The organism is Candidatus Kuenenia sp., assembly GCF_039794105.1.
Lineage (GTDB): Bacteria > Planctomycetota > Brocadiia > Brocadiales > Brocadiaceae > Kuenenia.
The window spans coordinates 172,399-192,862 of record NZ_JBDIWA010000002.1; the positions used below are offsets into that span (position 1 = coordinate 172,399).

Annotated in this window: 11 protein-coding genes; 5 read left to right on the top strand and 6 right to left on the bottom strand. The window is 41.5% G+C overall.

Annotation, left to right across the window (positions count from 1 at the left end; genetic code table 11):
- Positions 1-447: 447 nt before the first annotated feature.
- The gene (gene mnmA, locus ABJL82_RS02350) at positions 448-1,521 is read right to left on the bottom strand and encodes a tRNA 2-thiouridine(34) synthase MnmA (protein ID WP_347273085.1); all 1,074 of its coding nucleotides are present in this window, start codon (positions 1,519-1,521) and stop codon (positions 448-450) included.
- Positions 1,522-1,551: 30 nt separating this feature from the next.
- The gene (locus ABJL82_RS02355) at positions 1,552-2,037 is read right to left on the bottom strand and encodes a TlpA disulfide reductase family protein (protein WP_347273086.1); all 486 of its coding nucleotides are present in this window, start codon (positions 2,035-2,037) and stop codon (positions 1,552-1,554) included.
- Positions 2,038-2,343: 306 nt separating this feature from the next.
- Between ABJL82_RS02355 and ABJL82_RS02360 the strand changes: the two genes are divergently transcribed.
- The 3 genes from ABJL82_RS02360 to ABJL82_RS02370 all read left to right on the top strand — a co-directional run bounded on the left by ABJL82_RS02360 (position 2,344) and on the right by ABJL82_RS02370 (position 6,044).
- Entirely contained in the window at positions 2,344-2,751 is a 408-nt protein-coding gene (locus ABJL82_RS02360) for a hypothetical protein (RefSeq protein ID WP_347273087.1), read from the top strand.
- A 142-nt stretch (positions 2,752-2,893) separates the two neighbouring features.
- A complete protein-coding gene (sppA, locus tag ABJL82_RS02365) occupies positions 2,894-3,883 on the top strand; it encodes a signal peptide peptidase SppA (protein WP_347273088.1) in 990 nt (329 codons plus the stop codon).
- 355 nt (positions 3,884-4,238) lie between these two features.
- Positions 4,239-6,044, top strand: coding sequence for an EAL domain-containing protein (locus ABJL82_RS02370; RefSeq protein ID WP_347273089.1), 1,806 nt, complete (start codon positions 4,239-4,241; stop codon positions 6,042-6,044).
- Positions 6,045-6,317: 273 nt separating this feature from the next.
- On the opposite strand, the gene ABJL82_RS02375 is transcribed toward ABJL82_RS02370, so the two are convergent.
- On the bottom strand, positions 6,318-7,709 hold the full coding sequence (locus ABJL82_RS02375; protein WP_347273090.1) for a sigma-54 dependent transcriptional regulator: 1,392 nt from the start codon (positions 7,707-7,709) through the stop codon (positions 6,318-6,320).
- Positions 7,696-10,164: an ATP-binding protein gene (locus tag ABJL82_RS02380; protein ID WP_347273091.1), complete on the bottom strand. Its 2,469-nt coding sequence runs from the start codon at positions 10,162-10,164 to the stop codon at positions 7,696-7,698. Before ABJL82_RS02380 ends, ABJL82_RS02375 begins: the two co-directional genes overlap by 14 nt.
- Before the next feature lie 733 nt (positions 10,165-10,897).
- Here ABJL82_RS02380 and ABJL82_RS02385 point away from each other — a divergent pair.
- Positions 10,898-11,863 (top strand): response regulator, encoded by a 966-nt coding sequence (locus ABJL82_RS02385; RefSeq protein WP_347273092.1) that lies wholly within the window; start codon positions 10,898-10,900, stop codon positions 11,861-11,863.
- Positions 11,864-11,887: 24 nt separating this feature from the next.
- Positions 11,888-14,401: a PAS domain S-box protein gene (locus ABJL82_RS02390; RefSeq protein ID WP_347273093.1), complete on the top strand. Its 2,514-nt coding sequence runs from the start codon at positions 11,888-11,890 to the stop codon at positions 14,399-14,401.
- Positions 14,402-15,300: 899 nt separating this feature from the next.
- Here the strand turns inward: ABJL82_RS02390 and ABJL82_RS02395 are convergent.
- Together ABJL82_RS02395 and ABJL82_RS02400 are read right to left on the bottom strand one after the other, a co-directional pair.
- Positions 15,301-15,894 (bottom strand): M12 family metallo-peptidase, encoded by a 594-nt coding sequence (locus tag ABJL82_RS02395; protein ID WP_347273190.1) that lies wholly within the window; start codon positions 15,892-15,894, stop codon positions 15,301-15,303.
- A 28-nt stretch (positions 15,895-15,922) separates the two neighbouring features.
- Positions 15,923-19,195 (bottom strand): BTAD domain-containing putative transcriptional regulator, encoded by a 3,273-nt coding sequence (locus ABJL82_RS02400; protein ID WP_347273094.1) that lies wholly within the window; start codon positions 19,193-19,195, stop codon positions 15,923-15,925.
- Positions 19,196-20,464 lie beyond the last annotated feature (1,269 nt).

The following is a 20,464-nucleotide window of genomic DNA, read 5'->3' on the forward strand; positions in this document are numbered from 1 at the left end:
GAACGTAATGGCACCGGAAACTACATTCGCGGGTTCAGGTTTGCAACCGTTCGGCTGAGCTCACGACGAAGCCTGAACCAAACGTTTTATACTTTCAATCCCGCCTTCTATTGGCAGAATAAACGAAAAATAAATTCCTGATTCCAAACAGGGATTTTGTGATTTGGGCATTGGAATTTTGCCACAGTACATAGCCCTATTATCCGCATAAACTCATAGGTTCAGGTTGCAAACCTGAACCCGCCGGTGGTCGTGTAATGTTTACGCTGAATAGTTACTACCGAACAAGGGTTCGGATTATGAAGTTTTCTTATCATCCTTTTGTTTAGCGGTTTTTACGCTTGTTACAAAAACGTAAGCGGGCAGGATGGGTGAAGCAACAGTTTCCTAGTCTTTCTCTGTGCGGGCTTGCCAAATGCGATATGTTCATAGTGCTGATACGTGCTATTAATCTTTCCTGTCAATCCATCCACCTCCCACAACAGTGTCATTGTCGTAAAAGACCACTGCCTGTCCCGGGGTGATGGCTTTTTGCGGTTCTTTGAAGTGTACCTGAACCTTGTCTGTTCCAAAGGGGGATACGGTAGCGTGCGCCGGCATATGGTGATAACGTATCTTTGCCTGCACTTCTATGGGTAATTCCAGTTGCTGGATGGAAATCCAGTTTAGTGCGGAGGCAATCAGTCCGGTTTCCTCGAGATCTTTGTCTGTGCCGATTATTACTGCATTTTCCCGTGGGTTTATATCTACTACGTATCGTGGCGAGCCAAAAGCAACTCCGAGACCTTTGCGCTGTCCGATGGTAAAGAACGGCGCCCCTTGGTGTTCTCCCAGGATGTTTCCCTGCCTGTCCTTGATGGGGCCTGGAGTAATACGGTTGCCATATCTCTCGTAAAGAAGGGAATGGTAATTATTGTCCAGTACAAAACAAATATCCTGGCTCTCAGGTTTGTCTTTTGTTTTCAGGTTTAAGTCTTTTGCTATCCGGCGGACGGATTCTTTCGTCAGCGTTCCCAGGGGGAAAAGGGTTTTTGAGAGTTGTTCCTGGTTGAGTGAAAAGAGAACGTATGACTGCTCTTTATTGAGATCATCACCTTTTTTTAACAAAAACCTGCCGTTGTGTTTTTCTACCTTTGCGTAGTGTCCCGTGGCGACAAAGTCCGCGTTTAGCATCTTTGCAAAATTCAGCAGTTTACCGAATTTTAGTTCCTGATTGCACATGATGCAGGGGTTGGGCGTTCTTCCGTTCAGGTATTCGGTGCAGAAATGGTCGATAATGTGATCAAAGGCTTCTTTAAAATTCAGGACATGGAATTGAATCCCCATCTGATCGGCAACGGTTTGTGCGTCATTGGCGTCCTCCAGACTGCAGCACACCTTTGTTTTCGTCATTGCGTCCAGTTTTTCAAGTCCTAAGCGCATGAAAAGTCCGACGACTTCATATCCTTGTTCCACCAGCAGGTGTGCCGCAACGCTGCTGTCAACACCTCCGCTCATGGCAATAACAACCTTTGTCTTCATGGTAATTCTTTCAGGCAAACCTGCCACTGGCTATTTTTTCAGCAGAGCGGCAATTTCCAGGTCGAATGCGTCTTCCGTCACAAATCCTATGTGTTTATTTGCAACGTCTCCGTTTTTATCGTAAATAATGGTGGTTGGGTATGCCCTTAGGTTGTAAGAAATAGCGATTTCGTTTCCCGCAAGATAAACGGGATAATTAATGCCGTTGTTTTTTACGAAATCAGGCACCACTTCAAGTCCATTTTCATCAAAGGCGATGCCGATAATCTCCACGCCGCTGTTTTTATATTTGTTATAGAGGTTTATAAATCCCGGTATTTCTTTTCTGCATGGAGGGCACCAGGTTGCCCATAGATCAACTACTACGATTTTCCCCTTATTATTATGCAAAAGGGAGTTTAATTCAGATACTGTTATTGGTTTTACGGTATCGGTTGAGGCAAGCGCCATTTTAAAGGTAAAAAAAATAGCCGCCACACATACAATCGCTACATAGTTCCATTTTTGCTTGTTCATTATTTCTGCTCCTTAATTATTTTATGATTGTTTTTGTCTATTACCCAATGATATAAATTTATACGTGTTTCTCATTTGTGCCAGTACATACAGTGAATTTCAAACTTGCCGGCAATCAATAAACGCAAAGCGAAGGCCGCCCTGCACCTCTCTTCCGGCCTGTTGTGGGGGTTAAGAAATCATAAGGTTTACTGTAATGCATGATGAAGCGAGATTCAATACTTTTTTGACAAGAATAAAAGGATGCATTAAAAATCCGCTTTCGCAATATGGTGGCGGGAAATAAAATACGCAAAGGCATAAACTATGGCAAAACGCAGACAAAAGGAACGATATAAAGATGTTGTAATAATCCTTGGAGCAATAGCCCTTCTTACGGCGATAATTTTTATTATGGCCTTTGTGGATAAGGAATTGTTTCTTTACGATGAAATTGGCGCCCCCTCATTGGAGGAAATTTTAACAAATGCGGAAGATAAGGAAGAGTTTGTTTCGTTGCTCCAGCGCAAAATATCGGAACAGGGTTACGAAATCCAGTTATCGATCCCTGAAAATGAAGATGAAGACTGTCTGAAAGTGGAATGGAAGCATATGAAGCGTTTTACCGTCTCATTGCTTGAACACCAGGAAGATATGATGTCAACGCTAAGAAGATTTGGTATTAAAAAGGTGATACTTACGAATGGACAAGAAAGCTGGACGGTATTGCCCTGATAATGGGGAATACTGTACAGTCTGCAGTCTCCAGTCGGCAATCTGCAATCTGCAATTTGCCGACTGCCGATGGGAGAAGATACCGGTTTCTGTTTTATTATGGCATATAATTATTATTAAAAATCGCCCCCCATAATCAATTATGAAAAACAATCATTGTCACATGCTCCTTGCCTATTTTCTTTCCTGTCTCATGTTTTTGCTTTCAGGCTGTAGTTTTATAACGGTTTCTTTGGGGCCTACGGTGGGACCGCTTCAGGAAAAGACCGTTTCGGGAAGGGGGAAAGACAAAATACTCATTATTGATATTTCAGGAATTATTTCTGATGAAAAAAAGGCAGGCTTTCCCGGTTTGACGGAAGAGCTGGATATGGTTTCACGTGTTAAGGAAGAGCTGACGCTGGCGAAGATGGACAAACAAGTGAAGGCAATTCTCCTGCGCATAAACAGTCCTGGCGGGAAGGTTACTGCATCGGACATGATGTATTATGAAATCATGCGGTTTAAAGAGGAGACGCAAAAAAAGGTTATTGCCTGTATTATGGATATTGGCGCATCGGGGGGTTATTATGTTGCGGCTTCTGCGGATAAAATTATAGCGCACCCGACAACGGTAACAGGAAGTATCGGCGTCATTATGATCAATCTTAGCATAGAAGGGCTTTTGCAGAAGATAGGAATTGCCGATGCCTCTGTTAAGACCGGAGAACACAAGGATATGGGTTCTCCTTTGAAGAAGATGACCGAAGAGGATCGGAGGATATTTTCAGAGATACTCAATGCTATGTATGAGAGATTCCTTTGCGTCATTGAGGAAAACAGGGAGGGTATTTCGATGGAGAAGATAAGAGAACTTGCGGACGGAAGGATTTATTCTGCTCAACAGGCGCTGGAGAATGGATTGATTGATCAAATAGGGTATCTGGATGACGCTGTTTCAATCGCAAAAAAAGAAACTAATCTTAAGGAGGCGCGAGTTATTCTTTATCACAGACCCGGGTCATACAAAAACAACATATATTCGCAATTAACCGGCGCAAGCGCAGGAAACATTAATCTTTTCAACATTGATATAAAGACGTTTATCCATTCCGGCGCCCCTTCTTCGTTTATGTATATATGGATGCCATAGTACCTTATCAGTGATTCCTTCGCACTTTTTGGCAAAATGTTTACTTGTGAAATCTGATAATTGTGAAATCCGAAGCACGAAACACGAAATCCGAAACAAATTCTAATAACAAAATTATTTGAAATTCTAAACAAAAGCCTTTTTCATATCTCGCATTTCGTGCTTCATAATTGTTGTATGTTTTGGATTTGTTTTGAATTTTATGTTTTGTTATTCGAATTTGTTTCGTATTTCGTATTTCGTATTTCGTATTTTTTATTTTGTGCTTGTTTGGTTCTGGCTATGCCAGCTTAGGGACTGCCGACTGTGGACTATTGTTACTTATATTCTTCGTTATCAATTTTAGCCAACGTAAATGAAAAAACATAGCATTCTTATCGTCGAAGACAGTTTGACACAACTTGAATTACTGGAGCATGTCTTTTTAAATAAAGGATATGGGATCTTTACCGCATCAAATGGAATTGCTGCCCTGGAAGAAATAAAAAAACAATGTCCGTCTATCATAATAAGCGATATTTCGATGTCTGTGATGGATGGTTATGAACTGTGCCGTTCAATCAAAAACAATCAACTGTTTAACAAATTGCCGGTAATATTGCTCACCAGTTTATCAGACCCCGAAGAAGTCCTTAAAAGCATCCAGGCAGGCGCTGATTGTTACATGACAAAGCCCTGTGACTACCAGCTTCTCCTTTCAAAGGTAGATGACCTTATTGCGAATAACAAAAACCTTTGTATTAATGCACCACGTACCACAATGGATTTTGCGTACAAAGGGAAACAATATAAGATAAATGCCGATGGCCCGCAAATTCTTAATATACTTGTTTCGACATACGAAAATATGGTAAATCAAAACAACAAGCTTAGGGCTATTGAAATGGAACAAAAAAACCTGAATCAACAACTCTCAAAAAAGGTAGATGAACGAACATCTGAATTAAGAGAAATTGCAACAAAAGACCAGTTAACAAATCTTTTAAACCGCGTTTCTTTTGAATCAGATAAAGAATTGTTTAAAAACCCGATCCTGCTATTAATAAATCTTGATGGATTCAAACGCATAAACAGTTTTTATGGGGTTCAGGCAGGCGACCATTTATTGAAAAAAATATCAGAAAAACTCGTTCATTTAATGCCGAAAAACATCCGTGCCAACATATACCGGTTAGGCGGAGATGATTTTGGGGTATTATGTGAGAACACGCCGTTTTTCCAATACGAAAAACTTGTAAATGAAATTATTGCAGCATTGGAAGAAGACGCCATTCTTTATCATGATTACGACATTTCTACCAGTGTGACCATTGGTATTTCAAAAGAAGCCCCTCTGCTGGAAAAAGCGGATATGGTGCTGAAATATTTGAAAAAAAATGCACGTATAAAGTTTATGGAATACAACGAACATCTTAACATTTATCAAAACATATCCTCCAATTTAAATACAATACGGATATTAAAAAATGCCATTAGGAACGATACTATATTTTCTGTATTTCAACCAATATTAGATAACAAAACAGGAAAAATTAATAAGTACGAATGCCTGATGAGGATTAAAGATGAAGACGGCAATGTATTGTCTCCCGTTTCTTTTTTAAAAGTCGCAAAAGAATCCAAACTATATGCATCATTAACTGAAATAACCGTTAAAAAGAATTTCAATGCCTTTAAAAACAGTGCTTATACATTCTCCGTAAATCTTTCAATCGAAGATATTCTGGATAAATCTTTCAACGATTTCCTGAGAAAAGAACTTAATAATAATGCACAATTGGGACAACGAATTATCTTTGAATTTTTGGAAAGCGAAGGTATTGAAAGTTATGAGATTGTGCTCAAATTCATTAGAGAAATGAAAAACTATGGTTGTAAGATCGCCATCGATGATTTTGGGTCAGGTTACTCAAACTTTGAACATGTTTTAAAACTATATGTAGATTATATAAAAATAGATGCGTCGCTGATAAAAAACATCGATAAAGATATTAATGCTGTGATTATAGTTGAAACTATTGTTAATTTTACGAAGAAATTAAATATAGAAACCGTAGCAGAGTATGTGGATTCATTTGAAGTATACAGAAAAATAAAGGAGCTGGGGGTGGATTATTCACAAGGATACTTTATCGGAAAACCGGAAGCGGAAATTAATTAGGCATTCGGTAATTTTTAACAATGTAGTGGCAAGGCATGCCAAACCAAATAAGATATAAAAAATACGAAATCCGAAGTACGAAGGACGAGAGACGAAGGTTGTCCGTAGTCCATCGTCTCTCGCTTTTACGTTTTTCAAAAAACTAAATTGTTACAATATTTTGGATTTGTTTTGAATTTTATGCTTTGTTATTCGGATTTGTCTCGGATTTCGTATTTCACAATTAACAGTCCTCCATCTGCGATTTGCCGATTGCCGATTGTATGTTGGCAATTATATTGTCTGCCTTGATTTTATATCGTATTTTTTTAGCATGCGTTGCAAATATTGTCTTTCTATCTTACATTCTCTTGCTGCGTTGGTTACATTACCGTTATTTTTATTTATAACATTCATTACATATTTAATATTAAAGGCGTCGAGCGCCTTTTTTCGCGCTTCTTTGTAAGGGTGAGAAAGCAGGTCGTCCCAGAGCATGTTGTTGCCTTCTTCTTTCCGTACAATGGGTAAAATAACATGTAGCGGAATGATTGGTTCATTGGTAAGGGTAATGGCCCTTTCTATTGCGTTTTCAAGTTCACGCACATTGCCCGGCCAGTGATATTTATATAATTCCATTTCCGCTTCGGGAGAAAGCCCCTTTATCTGCTTGTTTTCTTTTTTATTATATTTTTCGATAAAGTGTTTTATTAACAGCGGAATATCTTCTTTTCTCTCCCGCAATGGTGGCATTTTTATATTGATTACATTCAGCCGGTAGTATAAATCCTCGCGAAATTCCTTCTCCCGTACTTTTTTGAGCAGGTGCTGGTTTGTCGCCGCAATAATCCGGACGTCTACATTTCGTGCAACGGTATCTCCCAGCGGGATAAATTCCCCTTCCTGCAGAACGCGCAGGATTTTTGCCTGAACCGATGTCGGAATATCTCCAATCTCATCCATAAAGAGGGTGCCGCCGTCTGCCTCTTCGAAAAGACCCTTTTTATCTTTTATAGCGCCGGTAAAGGCGCCCCTGACATGTCCAAACAATTCACTTTCCAAAAGATGTTCAGACAGGGTGGCGCAATTGATCACTACGAATTTTTTATGCTTTCTATTGCCGTTAAAATGGATTGCCCGTGCCACGAGTTCCTTACCGGTGCCGCTCTCGCCGGTGATTAAAACGGTGGCGGAGCTAAATGCAACCCTGGAAATCATATCCATCAACTTCTGTATTTCTTTCGAATTCCCGATAATGGTTTTTCGCCCAAATGCTTTTTCCAGCTCGGAATGAAGGTAGTTGTTTTCCTCAATAATTTTATTTTGCTCAATCATGCGTTCAATATTAAGCATGATTTCATCAATGCTAAAAGGCTTTGTGATGTAATTAAACGCACCCCGCCTCATTGCCTCTACGGCAGTGTCTATCCCGCCATAGGCGGTCATTATCAGGACGGAAGCATTATCCATTTCCTTTGCCCTTTGAAGCAATTCAAGCCCGTCAATGCTGCCGGGAAGTTTCATATCGATAACAATTACAGGGAATGCGTTTTTTTTAAGTTCCGCAAGCGCTTCTTCTCCCGATGCTGCTGTTTTGACCTGGAATCCGCGTTCGGTGAGTGCGTTATACAGCACCTTTCGGTATCCCTCTTCATCATCAACGACCAATATTTTAGTTTTGTTCATTTTGGTTTTTCCCCTTTACCGGCAGGAATATCCTGAATGTTGTACCTTTCCCCGCCATACTTTCTACCTCAATACTTCCATCGTGCATTTTTACAATTCCGTAGCTGATGCTTAATCCCAGTCCCGTTCCCTTTCCATCTTTTCTTGCCGTAAAAAAAGGATCAAATATCTTTCCCAAATCATGCTTATTGATGCCCGTGCCGTTATCTTTTATGCATATTTCTATCGATTCCTTATCTGCGTGAAAATGTGTGCCAATTGTCAGTACCCCTTTTTTGCGGGCTTCTTCACGCAAGGCGTCTTTCAGAGATTCTTTTATTGCAAAGACGGCATTGTTGGCAATGTTAATAATAACCTGCTCTACCTGGCTGCTATCCATCATCGTGTCTGGAATACGGGAATCAAAATTTCTCACAACGTCAATCTTCTCTTTTTGGTATTGCTTTTCCACAATATTGAGTACATTGTCGATCAACTTATTGACATTTGACCTGCTCATTCTCGGCTCTTTCTGCCGGGAAAAATCCAGCAAACCGCCAATTAATTCTTTACATCGAATGGATTCCTTTGCGGAACCCTCAAGGTATTCATGTAAATGGAATCTGTTTTTGCTGATAACGTTATAGGTTTCCTCAAATCTCCTGCTGTTCTTTTTCAGGTTATCAATTATGGAGGACAATTCCTGTTCAAACAGTTCCTTATTAACAAGCGACCCGCAGTCAATGGCGGAAAGAACCTTGATCAACCGATGTGTATCTTCAATGATGGAATGTGCGTTGCTTTCTTTTAAAGCAATAGTAATCCTTTCAAAAAGCCGTAGGCTTTCTGTGCTATAGAGGTATATCACGCCGATAGGATTATTTAGTTCATGGGCAATTCCCGCCACTAACTGGCCTATGGACGCCAGCCTGTCTGATTGCACAAGTTTATGCTCCAGACTTCTTAGCTCCGTAATATCGCTGGCAACCCCCAATATGCTCATTAATTGTCCCTCCTTATTTTTTATTTGGGAAGTGCTGAGCAATACATTTCGTATATTGTTTTGTTTATCCATCGCTTCGACTTCAACTCTCCTGCGGGAACCGGCATGAAGAATCTGGTTTACCTGCGGTTGCTGTTTGTTAAATAAAATAGAAATCAAATGCCGCCCTATCAACTCGTCTTCTTCGTAGCCCCAGTCTTTTATCTTAGGATTGATAAAGGTAAAATTGCCCTGTGCGTCGAGCATAAAGATCAATTCATTTGCAAACGTTAAAATGCTCTCTAAATACTCTTTTCTTTCCTCAAGGGCCTCCTTCAGGTGCAGGAGTTTTTCGCTGGAATCTTTAATGTAATACGTCATTTTGTTAAACGAATCGGTCAATTCTCCCAGTTCGTCTTTCAGGTTGCTTTTTACCCGAAAATCCAAATCGCCCGCTGCCACTCTTTTCATACCCTTAACAAGCATGAGGATGGGATTGATAATCCCCCGTGAAACAAATAATGATACAAATATTACACCGATAATGCATATGCCAACCATGGTAATTGCGCGGTATTTGAATTTATAGATCGGATAGTATGCCTCCGATTCATCTGTTTCCACCAGTAAAACCCATTCCATCCTTTTCAAGTACCGTGCCGCACCAATAACATTAGCACCCCGGTAATCCTTGTAAACCCCTACAAACTCATGCCCGTTTAAAAATACAGCGGCTACCGGTTCAGAATGAACCGATTGCGTTAAAATAGCATTCGTTTTAAATCTTGATTCGGTAATCATAAAATAGTTTTTATTTACAATATAGGCCTCGCTGGTTTCTCCCCTTCTGAGGAAAGTGCCGCCATAATCTTTTATAAGCAGTTTCTTGCCGGTGGTAATCTCATTTAACTTCGTTGCGTTATAGCGGATCACTAAAACTCCCAGGAATTTTCGTCCGCGTTTCCTAAGGATAGGAGACGCAAAGGCCATAGAATACTCTCCCGTATCCCTGTCTATATAGATATCCTTAATATAAGGACCATTTTTGCCATAAATAAAATAATCCACATCGCATTCATTCTTTCCGATACTGTTTTCGTCGCTTGAGGCAACAACTATGCCCGATGGGTTTAAAACAAAGGTTTCATAAAAATCCTTATTCAGGTTCGTCTTGTACACCATATAATCATTAAATTTTTTTACGACATTTTTGTTGCCAGGATTGCGATTAAGCATCTCTAAATGCCTTCGGATAAACTCGTCAGATGCGAAAAATTGTGCCGAATATTCACCTGCGTCAAGAATGGTGAGTATGTGGTTTTTGATCCCTTCGGCGATGAATGCTTCCTCGTTGAGGAGTTCATTCTTAATAGTTTCCTGACCATACCGATATGTAAGTATAGCGACAACAATGATGGGGAAAATAGATAACAGCAAAAACCAGCAGAATAGCTTTCTGCCAATGCCGCTAAAAAGGGTGACGCCTTTTATCATATACTACTTTCCGGATGCTGCGCACCCCCCCTAAATCCCCCCAAAGGGGGGCTTTTCGGACTGAAATGGTGAAATCGAAATAGGGAACGAGCGTTTTTAATTGTTACGGGGAAAACAATGTAATATCTGGTCTGATTTTACTATACGGTATGGGGAACATCAAGCCGCAAATCTTTGTAGCAGCGGGAACTCCGGTCGCTGTTCGCTGAAATAAAATGTGAATGGATGCGTCCGGAGGCGGATGTTTCCGCAACAATACCCGATGATTTTGACGATAATAATTTAGTGAATCGGGAGCGATTGTTTGATACAATAATACAATATCAATAATTTCTTTGCATTTTTTTGCAAATTTGAAAATTAATATTCAATGCTCAATGCTCAATGTAAAAGAATAAAGGCAAATGATCTACAATTTGAGAATTGAATATTGAACATTTTTCTTACTGCGTAACATGTATTGCACGGTTTTGAAAATTAATCACGGCGGGTTCAGGTTTTGCAACCTGAACCCATGCGTTTATACAGATAATGGGGTCATGTATTGCGGTAAAATTCCAATGCCCAAATCAAAAACCCTGTTTGGAATCTGGAATTTATTTGCCATTTGTTCTGCTTTCACCAGTAAATATTTTGCAAAAAAGTGCAAAGAAATTACTGCGAAGGTAAGGTAAGGTAAGGTAAGGTAAGGTACTAAACGTTTAATCATCATTGAATTTTTTGGAGGCTGTAGATGGCAAAGATTTTACTAGTTGAAGATTCTCTGTTTATGAAGGAGCTTATTGTGCATACCCTCCGCGATGAAAAATATGAGATAATACATGCAAAAAACGGTGCAGAGGGTTTAGAACTTATACATTCCCGGCATCCGGACTGTATCATCCTCGACCTTGTTTTGCCGGACATCCCGGGGATCGATATCATTAAAACCCTGCATAGTCAAAAATCCGCCATTCCCGTAATAGTGTTGACTGCTAATATTCAAAAAACGGCGGAAAAGGAGTGCAAAGAGTTAGGCGTTGAATATTATTTGCAGAAGCCGCCAAACAAGGCCGAACTTTCCAGGTCAATACGCCATGTCCTTATGGGAAAGGAGGAGAGTCTTCATAATTATGTTGATGCGATACAAGAACTTTTTAATATAGGCATTGGCAAGGCCGCCGCCATTATTAATGACATTCTGGACGTTCATATAAACATAAAGGTTGTTTCAGCAAGAGTACTTTCTTTTGATACCTATAAGAATGAATTGCTGGCGCATAATACTTCCGGCTACTTTTCTGCGGTAAGGATGAAATATGAAAATTCGTTTAGCGGCATTGCGGTGCTTGTTTTTCCTCCCGACAGTGCGAACAGGGTTTTTTCTCTGATAACAAAAAAAATCCATAGCGCACATATACAGACGGTAGTCAAACCGGAAACGCTTTCCGAGGTTGGTAACATCCTGCTGAACGGAATTATGGGTTCCATTAGCAATATTATTGGCACACGGCTGTCTTTTTCCGTTCCCGAATACATAGAAAACAAAATAGAACATATCCTTGAAATAGACGAGTTTGCGGAGGGCCTTGAAATTCTGGTGGGAGAAATATGCTTTGAAATAAAACAATATGAAATTGTTGCGACGACAATCATCGTTATGAAATCGAGTTCGTTCGGCAAATTGATCGTGGGTTTAAAAAAACTGACGTTAAAATAAACTTCATTTGTTACGGAAAATTATATGAGTGAATTAAACTTACTGAAGATTCCCGTTTCGATATTGGATAGTCTGCCGGCTGGGATAATTATTTTACGGCAAGATCTGTCCGTTGCCTTTTGGAACAAATGTATTGAATCGTGGACAAATATCAAAAGAGATCTGATATTAGAAAAACCTTTTACACTCTTTTTCCCTGAATTTAACAAGCGAAAATACCTTGACCGGATAACATTCACATTTGAAAACGGGTTGCCGGTAATTTTCTCTCCACAGTTGCATGGCCACCTGCTGCTGTCAAAACTGCCGGACGGAAATCTGCGCAGTCTCAGGATAGTTGTCACCAGACTGTGGCATGGAGAAAGTGATGCGCAGGCGCTATTTACCGTCAACGATGTGACTGAACAGGTCTTTGGGCAGCAAGCGCTTGAATGTGCTTATGAAAAACTATCAAACGAAAACGAACTGCGCATTAATGCGGAACAGAATTTACAACAAGCCCTTGTTAGTCTGGAAAGGGAGATCAAAAGACGCACAAAGGAACTGGAAGACACGAACAAACAACTGAAAGACGAAATACAGCGTCACTTCCAAACCGAACTTGCGCTCAAGGAGAGCCAGGAGCAGATACGCCTCCTACTTGATTCCACCGGCGAAGCCATTTATGGTTTGGATACGGAGGGGCGTTGCACATTCGTAAACAATTCCTGCCTTAAATTGCTCGGGTACAACGATGCGAATCAACTGATCGGAAAGAAAATGCACGATAGTATTCACTATAAACATAGTAATAATACCCCCTATCCGGAAGCAGAGTGTAAAATTCACCAGGCATTTCTGCGCGGCAAAAGAACTCATATCGATAATGAGGTCTTCTGGAAATCCGACGGAAGTTGTTTTCCCGTGGAATACATATCGAATCCAATATACAAAGGTAACACGATTATCGGGTCTGTCGTAGCCTTTAATGACATTTCCGACCGCAAACAAAAAGAAGGAGAAATAATTAAACTATCCCAGGCAGTTGAACAAAGTTCTTCTTCCATTGTTATTACAGACACTAAGGGAAATATTGAGTATGTGAACAGAAGATTCGCGGAACTTACCGGCTATACCCCGGAGGATGTACAGGGGAAAACCCCGCGTATTCTGAAATCAGAGAAAACGCCTCCTGAAACGTATAAAAACTTATGGAAAACAATCACTGCCGGAAAAACATGGCAAGGCGAATTTTTCAATAAAAAAAAGAATGGCGAGCTTTACCGCGAACGCACAAGCATCTCTCCGATAAAAAATGCGGCGGTAGAGATCACCCACTTCGTCTCGGTAAAAGATGATATCACTGAAATAAAGGCGCTTGAGGAGGAACAGAAAAAACTTAAAGAACAACTGTATCACTCCCAGAAGATGGAATCCATAGGAAGGCTTGCAGGCGGCGTTGCCCATGACTTTAATAATATGCTTATGGGAATAATCGGATACGCGAATCTGGCTGAACTGGAAATCAACGCACATGACACCCCAGCAAGTGCGTATATTCGAAAAATATTTGAATCAGCGGACAAAGCGGCAAAGTTAACGCAAAGCCTTCTTGCCTTCAGCAGAAAACAGCCCGTTGCCCTTGAACCTGAAATACTGAACGAAATCGTGGAGAAAGTGAAAAACCTGTTAATCGCCCTTTCAGGGGAAACAGTGTTGATTACGACAGAGTTGACGGATAACGACGTTGTTGTAATGGCGGATTGCGACAAACTGGAACAGGTGATAGTGAATCTTGCGACAAATGCCGTAGATGCTATGCCGGAAGGCGGCCGGTTATGCATAAATACTGCTGTTATGGATGCGGATGAAACATTTGCGTTCAAACACGGACTGGATAAAAAGGGGAAATACGCCGTCCTGTCCGTCTCTGACACAGGAAAGGGCATGGATGAAGAAACAAAGAAAAAGCTGTTTGAACCTTTTTTTACAACAAAGGAAAGAGGCAAAGGCACAGGAATAGGTCTTTCGATAGCATACGGCATCGTTAAACAGCACAACGGAAACATAGACGTTGTGAGCGAACCTGGTAGCGGGACAACAGTTAATGTCTATTTGCCCATAACGGAAAAAAGACCCAAAAAAACGATAATAGACGTGCCGGAAACAATGTATGCCGCAGGCAGCGAAAAGCCGAAAACAATCCTTGTGGCCGAGGATGAATATGCCGTGAGGGAAATAATGGAAAAACTGCTTGAAAACAAGGGATACAAGGTGGTTTCCGCGGTGGACGGCGAGGATGCGGTAAATAAATTTGAGGGACATAAAGGCGGCATCGATATGCTGCTGTTTGACGTCATGATGCCGGGAATGAATGGCAGGGATGCATATGACCGTATTAAAAAAACCAAACCCGATATTAAAATATTATTTATGAGCGGGTATGCAGAAAATATTTTAACAAACAAAGACCTCCGGGATGGGAGGGTATATTTTCTGCAAAAACCGATAACTCCTGATAAATTATTTCATAAGGTAAGCGAAATCCTGAGTATATAGCCTGAAGGTTGGGTTGAGGGACGAGAGGGACGATTTACGATTTTTAAAAATTAAAAATGCTCGTTCCCAAGTAGCGGTAAGGCATGCCTTGCCGCTCCGACTGGGTCAAAAGAACTTTTTTGCCTCCAAAGTGAGGATGAATTGCTATAAACTCCTGTTTTTACGCCTATTTTGTCGCTTTTCACTAACAAAGCGGGGAATTACACCCACAAAATAAAGCAAAATTGCCCATTTGACCCAGTCTGAGAGCGTAGGAACGAGGGGTGCAAAAACAGGGGTCATGCCATTTTCCATCCCGCAATGGCAATGCCTCTCTTGAATCCCTCCCTATCACACTGTAATTAATCAGCTTAGGTACTTTTTTACAAAAAAGGCACTTCCGGAGTTCTGAAGTTGAAGGAAAACAACGGGAGCATTCCCGATTTTTTGTAACCGTTAATGGGGCTAGAAAGAAACAACCCTGACAGGGTTTCAAACCCTGTCAGGGTTAATAAAGCAGGATACTTGTGATACAATTGTCAGACGGCAGGCAGGTGCGAATATTTACAAAAAATTGGGAATGCTCCCGTCCTAATAGCCCGAATATTTCTCCGTGTTTAATTTAAAGGTTCAGGTTTGTCAGGGCGGAAACACTTTTGCATTTCCAAAAGTCTTTGTAAACTTTTGTAAGACCTTCTGTTTTTACTGCTAAACTATTCAAAATTGAACGATAACGATGTGTTTAATAAAATAATTATGTGAAATGGCCATTAAACGTAAACTACTCAAATCAAATTTGTTTCATTAATCAACAGTATTTAAAGGCTGTACTATTTCCAAGCATTGAGTGAACGGATATGTTTTTATTTTTTGATTGGCAGGGCAAAATCAATGCATAGTTAAAAGAGACGGTAAAATTTCTATTCAACCTTTACCGTTAGTGATTTTTTCAGGCAATCTGTCTTAAATTTGACCTTTGCAGTCCCCTTTTTTTTCTTTGCGGTTATGGTAAATAGAGCCTGCCCGTTGGCGTCTGTGATATTGCCGGATGGTGAAACCGATATGCGCTTTTTGCCCGCCTTGTTTACTGTTGCATTTATCGTCTCGCCTTCAGAAGGAGAATCGTATTCGCCTGTTACGGTCACTGTCACATCGCTGCTTTCTTCTCGACTTAGGTATAACTTATTGGGATCTGTAGTTATCGATCCCAGGCATTCCGAATCCCGAAATTGGGAAACAGTCTGTTTGACTTTGTTTATCGAACGGGCATTATTGGCATCCTCTGTTCCGGTAACAAATCCTTCATAGGATATATCGGGATTCGAAAAATAGCTGACCCTCGTTGTGCCACAAGTGGCCATGACCGATCTGTAGGGATAAAAACAGTATCCGTATGAATAGCTAAATATTCCCGTAGTCGAGGCATCATCATGGCCGCATCCCATATTGTGTCCCATTTCATGGGCCAGGGTCTGATCCGAGCAATATGATGTATAACTACTGCCGGAACTGATTCTGCTAGCTCACCGATTCTCAATATTTTTAAAATAGTGTAACTACCCGGGTCTGCCTTCCGGCTTGTTCTGCTCTGATAGTATTGATCTGTATATTGCTTCTGTTTCCGGGGATGGTGTTATCTGATAAACTGAAGAGAGGACATTCCTCAAATGATTGATATACCTTGACCGCTTCCAAACGCCTGCCAAGCCAATGGTGACACATCATAAGCCTCTGGTAAAATTCTTCGGCAAGATTATCTGCCTCAATCGCCCTTTCGTAATATTTCGACGCCGTCTGCCATTGTTTTGCGCGTTCCAGATAATTCCCTGATAACATAACCAGCCTGAAAAATTTCTTTTGTAAAGATTTTCGAACTGAAGCCGTCCATATATGTAACAAGTCGTCTGGCAAGAAACATCCTTTATAAAGATCAAAAGCCTTCTCAATCAACTTCAGGATATCTGTGCGAAAGCAAGCCGCAGACTTCCAGGAAACGGAGATTTCCGTAACTTCCTCCAGTAATTTTTCAAATGCCCACACGTCAACCCAGCAATAGCGGCTGTCAAGCGATAAATGTCCGCCTTGAAGCCTGATTGCCATGTCATTGCCAATAAGCCAGCGCAACCGGTACAACGAACTCTCAAAGGCATGATGCGCCATGTCTCCTTCTGTATCGGGCCACAGGATATTTATTACCCGGTCTATAGCTACATTCTTGCTTCCCAGAGAAACAACCGCCTTGATAAGTTCCAACGGCTTGCGCTGTACCTTTCCGGACATAGAAACGGGACTGTCTTCTTTCAGCAGGGTAAACCTCCCCAGCGTGAATATCTTTAACGGCCATGGCCAGTTTTCGCACCCCAGGGGCGGTGTATCGGGTGCCAATTTTCGTGCGCAGATAAGCTGCCGGACATAGTCTGTCTCGATTCCGGCCTCAAGCGCCTTTATGCACAACCGTGAGACGACTTCAGGCCGCCACAGGAAACTGTTGATAAAACGATGTTCCCTTCCGAACGACATTGCCTTACGCAACGCATCCAGACCATCTTTCTCAGAAGCGCCCTTTCTGCTGTATTCCAAAGCGAACCAGGCCTTCGTCAGGAGGCACATATATTTGACAAGCTTGCTCTTTGTCTGCCGTCCGATGTGCTGGGCACGATTGAGCCATGATATTGCTTTACGGTATTCTCCCTTTGCCGCAAAGATATGCGCCGACGCAACGTGATTTACCGCAACGGGGAGATATGTGCCTATCTCTGCAACCAGGCCAGCATGTATTCTTATATGCTCTGCGGCAGATGACACATTTCCACAGGCCAGGTCTCTCCATGCGCACAGGAAGTGATAGAAGACAATGTCAATTTTTCGCGCATGTGTCAGGCCGGCTTCTATTTTACGGATCATTCCCGTGGCCGTTTCAACATCCCCATCGCTCAGCGCTGCACAAGCCGCAAATGAGAGGAGGTGGTGGTCCCAGAGGTGTATGCCCGTTTCGCAGGAAAGCTTTAACGCCTCAGAAACGGAACGAAGACACGACTCAATAGAACCTGTAAGCCATGTATACATAGCATTTGTGTTTTTCCACAAAAGGCGCTCCAGCGGAAGGATTGTTTCGGATAGTCGCCCTTCATTGATCGAGTCTATTACAATGCCAGCATTTGTAAAATCACCCATCCATAAGTAATGGACCACAAGATGGAATCCGAGTTGCAGGCGAAGGTTAACGTCCCTGCACCCCTGCAGGCACAAAAAAACCCGGTGAGCCCATTTCTCAATCTCGGGGTGATTTGGTTCCCGCATCGCCATAATGAAGAACCTACAGGGAAGAACCCTCAATTCAACTTCAAATGAAGGGAAGGGTGTTCTTTTCTGAAATATGTCGTCAAATAATGATGCATAGTTGTCAAGACGGGGAAAATCTTCAAATTCGTGAAAAATAGTATCTACCGCATACGACCAGGACAGCCACATGCCCGTTTGTTCATTCTGAGAGCGGAACCGCACAAATGCCCTGTCAAAACAACTACGGCTCTCTACAAGATTGTACGATAATTTACAAACACCGTGCCAGTACAGTACCCACGGTTCCCTGTCTCTTGTAATTTCAGGAATATTTGTACTCCATTCCTCAAGCGTCTTTGTTCTCCCCTGCGCTATGAGGGACAATGCATGGCTGCATATCAGCTTGACAAGGCCATCCCGGTCACCGACATTGCTGAATAACAGAGCGGCGTCTTCTATCTGCCCTGATTTTTCAAGAAGCGCAGCAGCCTTTCGCTGTATAGCGGACAATCTTCCGGTGTCAAAAGAATCCCTTGCCATGGAAAACAGGAATTCCCGAAAAAGCGGGTGGTATTGGTAAATAGTATTTTTCTGATAGTGTGCCGTGGTAAAGTAGTTCTTTCGATTCAGCTCATGCAGGATGCGTCCTGATTCTCTGGCGCCGGTAAGTTTTTCTGCCATGGGTATCGTCATTCTTGGCAAAAAGGATGTCTTGAGTAAGAATGTTTGTGTGTTCTTATCCGTCTTTACAAAGATTTCATTTGCAAAATAGTCAAATACCTTCTCGTATATTAATCCGTTCTGCAACGTATCATCACTACCCTTTGTTTTTATATGCTCCACTATAAGCACAAGACCAGCCGCCCAGCCTTCCGCTTGTGTGTGCAACCGGAGGAAGGATGCCTTTGTCATTCTTTTTTTTACCCCCTTTAGCAGTATCTCTTTGGATTCCTTCATGTTAAACCGGATATCGTTCCATTCAATAAGATGACATTTATTGTTTGCGCACATACCGGCATATTGGGGAGGAAGGTTATCCCGACTGATTGCTATAATATTGATGCCTTTAGGAATTATGTCAATCCCCTGGGCCAGCACTTTATGGAACAAAGACTGAACAGACACATCCTGCACGTTGTCAAAGACGATTATCCAGGGCGGCTTCAGCCTGCCGCAGAGTTCTTCGAAATACCTTTTGGTGAACAGGGGAATACTCCGTTGGTATTCAGGGGTTAACAAGGAGAGGGGGGTTCGTCGCGAGGGAACGGCCCTTTTTACTGCGATTCCCATATAATAGAAGAAGGTTGCAATATCAACATCCCCTTCATCCACGCGATACCAGAGACAGGGGAGTTTGCGGCTATCCAGATAGCTTGCGGCAAGGGTTGTCTTCCCGGAACCGGCAGGCGCCGATATCCAGATAACAGGCTTGTCTCTGCCTTTATCCATCAAACGAAACAATCTTTCTCTGGGAAAGATATTAGCGATCTTAGGGCAGGTTGTTTTCGCTATACATGTTTTTATCTTTTTCATACGGCGATTTGTTTTGTAAATAGCCTAACGAAAACAGGCCGGACGTGAAAGGATGAATAATTTAGCAAAATAAGGAGAAATACACATTATATTTTATCCCTTTGCTTTCCGCTTTTTCAAAACCATCCTTTTGTTTTATGTTTATATGCATTTGGATGTATTTTAGCAAGACAATTATGCTTTAACAGCGGGCATTTCGGGTTTGCATCATGAGCATTTTTGGCAGCTACGCTGACAACTTAAAAGTCCCTGCAAACCGGGAATGGAAATAATTAATTTAATTTGGAATTCCGGTGACACTTCACTTAATTCTACAAACTAAAATAGGTATGCTGTCATTCTCGCTAGCCTATTATAAATTCCGGTTCGTTTGATGCGTAGTCGTAAGATGAATTTCTTCTTTGTTTATTCATAATATCTTCGACTTTATCTGATAGAAAATTATGCTTAGGCAACGCAGGCAAGGTCTTAAGGTCATCGACTTCCATTTCTACGCTATGATTAACGTATGCCTTGAGAAGAAAACGAACAAATTTAGAATTTAAATATCCAAGCCATCCATTCCTATCTTGATGATCACCGAGAATAATTCCCGAAGATTTATTAACAAAGACCGGGGCAACCGCAATCTTAAATGTAGGCGCATATACACCGGTCGTAGAAAAAGAAATATGTTTATCAATGTTTTAAAATCTGAACCCGGCATTAGCTATGTCTGACGAGCGAGGCATATCGACAGGCACTGCGATATCTGCGGGACGAGAAAGACAGGTTTGGAATTACTTTTAGATTTGCAAGTGCGTTATATCGTGCAGGCAACAATGTTGAAGCAGGCGCATTCCAGATTTTTTGTAACCGTTCATGGGATCAGGACGAAACAACCCTGACAGTGTTAATACTCTGCAACGTTTCACCGAAACCAGCGGAAGTCGCAAAAAATCAGGAATGCCCTCCATCTGCTATACCTTACGAGTTCACAAGTTAGGCCTTAGACGACTTTTTCGTTGATGTAGAGCGAAGTGCCACTTCGCTCGAACGAAACAATCGCTTCGTTCTACAACTTTGAAATTCCTGAGAGTCAAGCAAGATGCTTGCGATACAATGTGGGAAAATTTACAAAAAATTGGGAATGCTCCCGTTGAAGCAGAGAAAGAATTCAATGCGCTGATGCATAAACCGGACAACATGAAAATTGAAAAACAATGCTAATAATAAAGTAAGTCCATATTGGGTTTATTGTTTAGCCAAAGACGAGGGTTTTAGAACTTA

Coding starts and splice junctions, on each gene's coding strand:
- ABJL82_RS02375 (WP_347273090.1), bottom strand. CDS start 7,709: ATGAACAAAACTAAAATATTGGTCGTTGATGATGAAGAGGGATACCGA.
- ABJL82_RS02360 (WP_347273087.1), top strand. CDS start 2,344: ATGGCAAAACGCAGACAAAAGGAACGATATAAAGATGTTGTAATAATC.
- ABJL82_RS02370 (WP_347273089.1), top strand. CDS start 4,239: ATGAAAAAACATAGCATTCTTATCGTCGAAGACAGTTTGACACAACTT.
- ABJL82_RS02400 (WP_347273094.1), bottom strand. CDS start 19,195: ATGAAAAAGATAAAAACATGTATAGCGAAAACAACCTGCCCTAAGATC.
- sppA (WP_347273088.1), top strand. CDS start 2,894: ATGAAAAACAATCATTGTCACATGCTCCTTGCCTATTTTCTTTCCTGT.
- ABJL82_RS02380 (WP_347273091.1), bottom strand. CDS start 10,164: ATGATAAAAGGCGTCACCCTTTTTAGCGGCATTGGCAGAAAGCTATTC.
- ABJL82_RS02390 (WP_347273093.1), top strand. CDS start 11,888: ATGAGTGAATTAAACTTACTGAAGATTCCCGTTTCGATATTGGATAGT.
- mnmA (WP_347273085.1), bottom strand. CDS start 1,521: ATGAAGACAAAGGTTGTTATTGCCATGAGCGGAGGTGTTGACAGCAGC.
- ABJL82_RS02355 (WP_347273086.1), bottom strand. CDS start 2,037: ATGAACAAGCAAAAATGGAACTATGTAGCGATTGTATGTGTGGCGGCT.
- ABJL82_RS02385 (WP_347273092.1), top strand. CDS start 10,898: ATGGCAAAGATTTTACTAGTTGAAGATTCTCTGTTTATGAAGGAGCTT.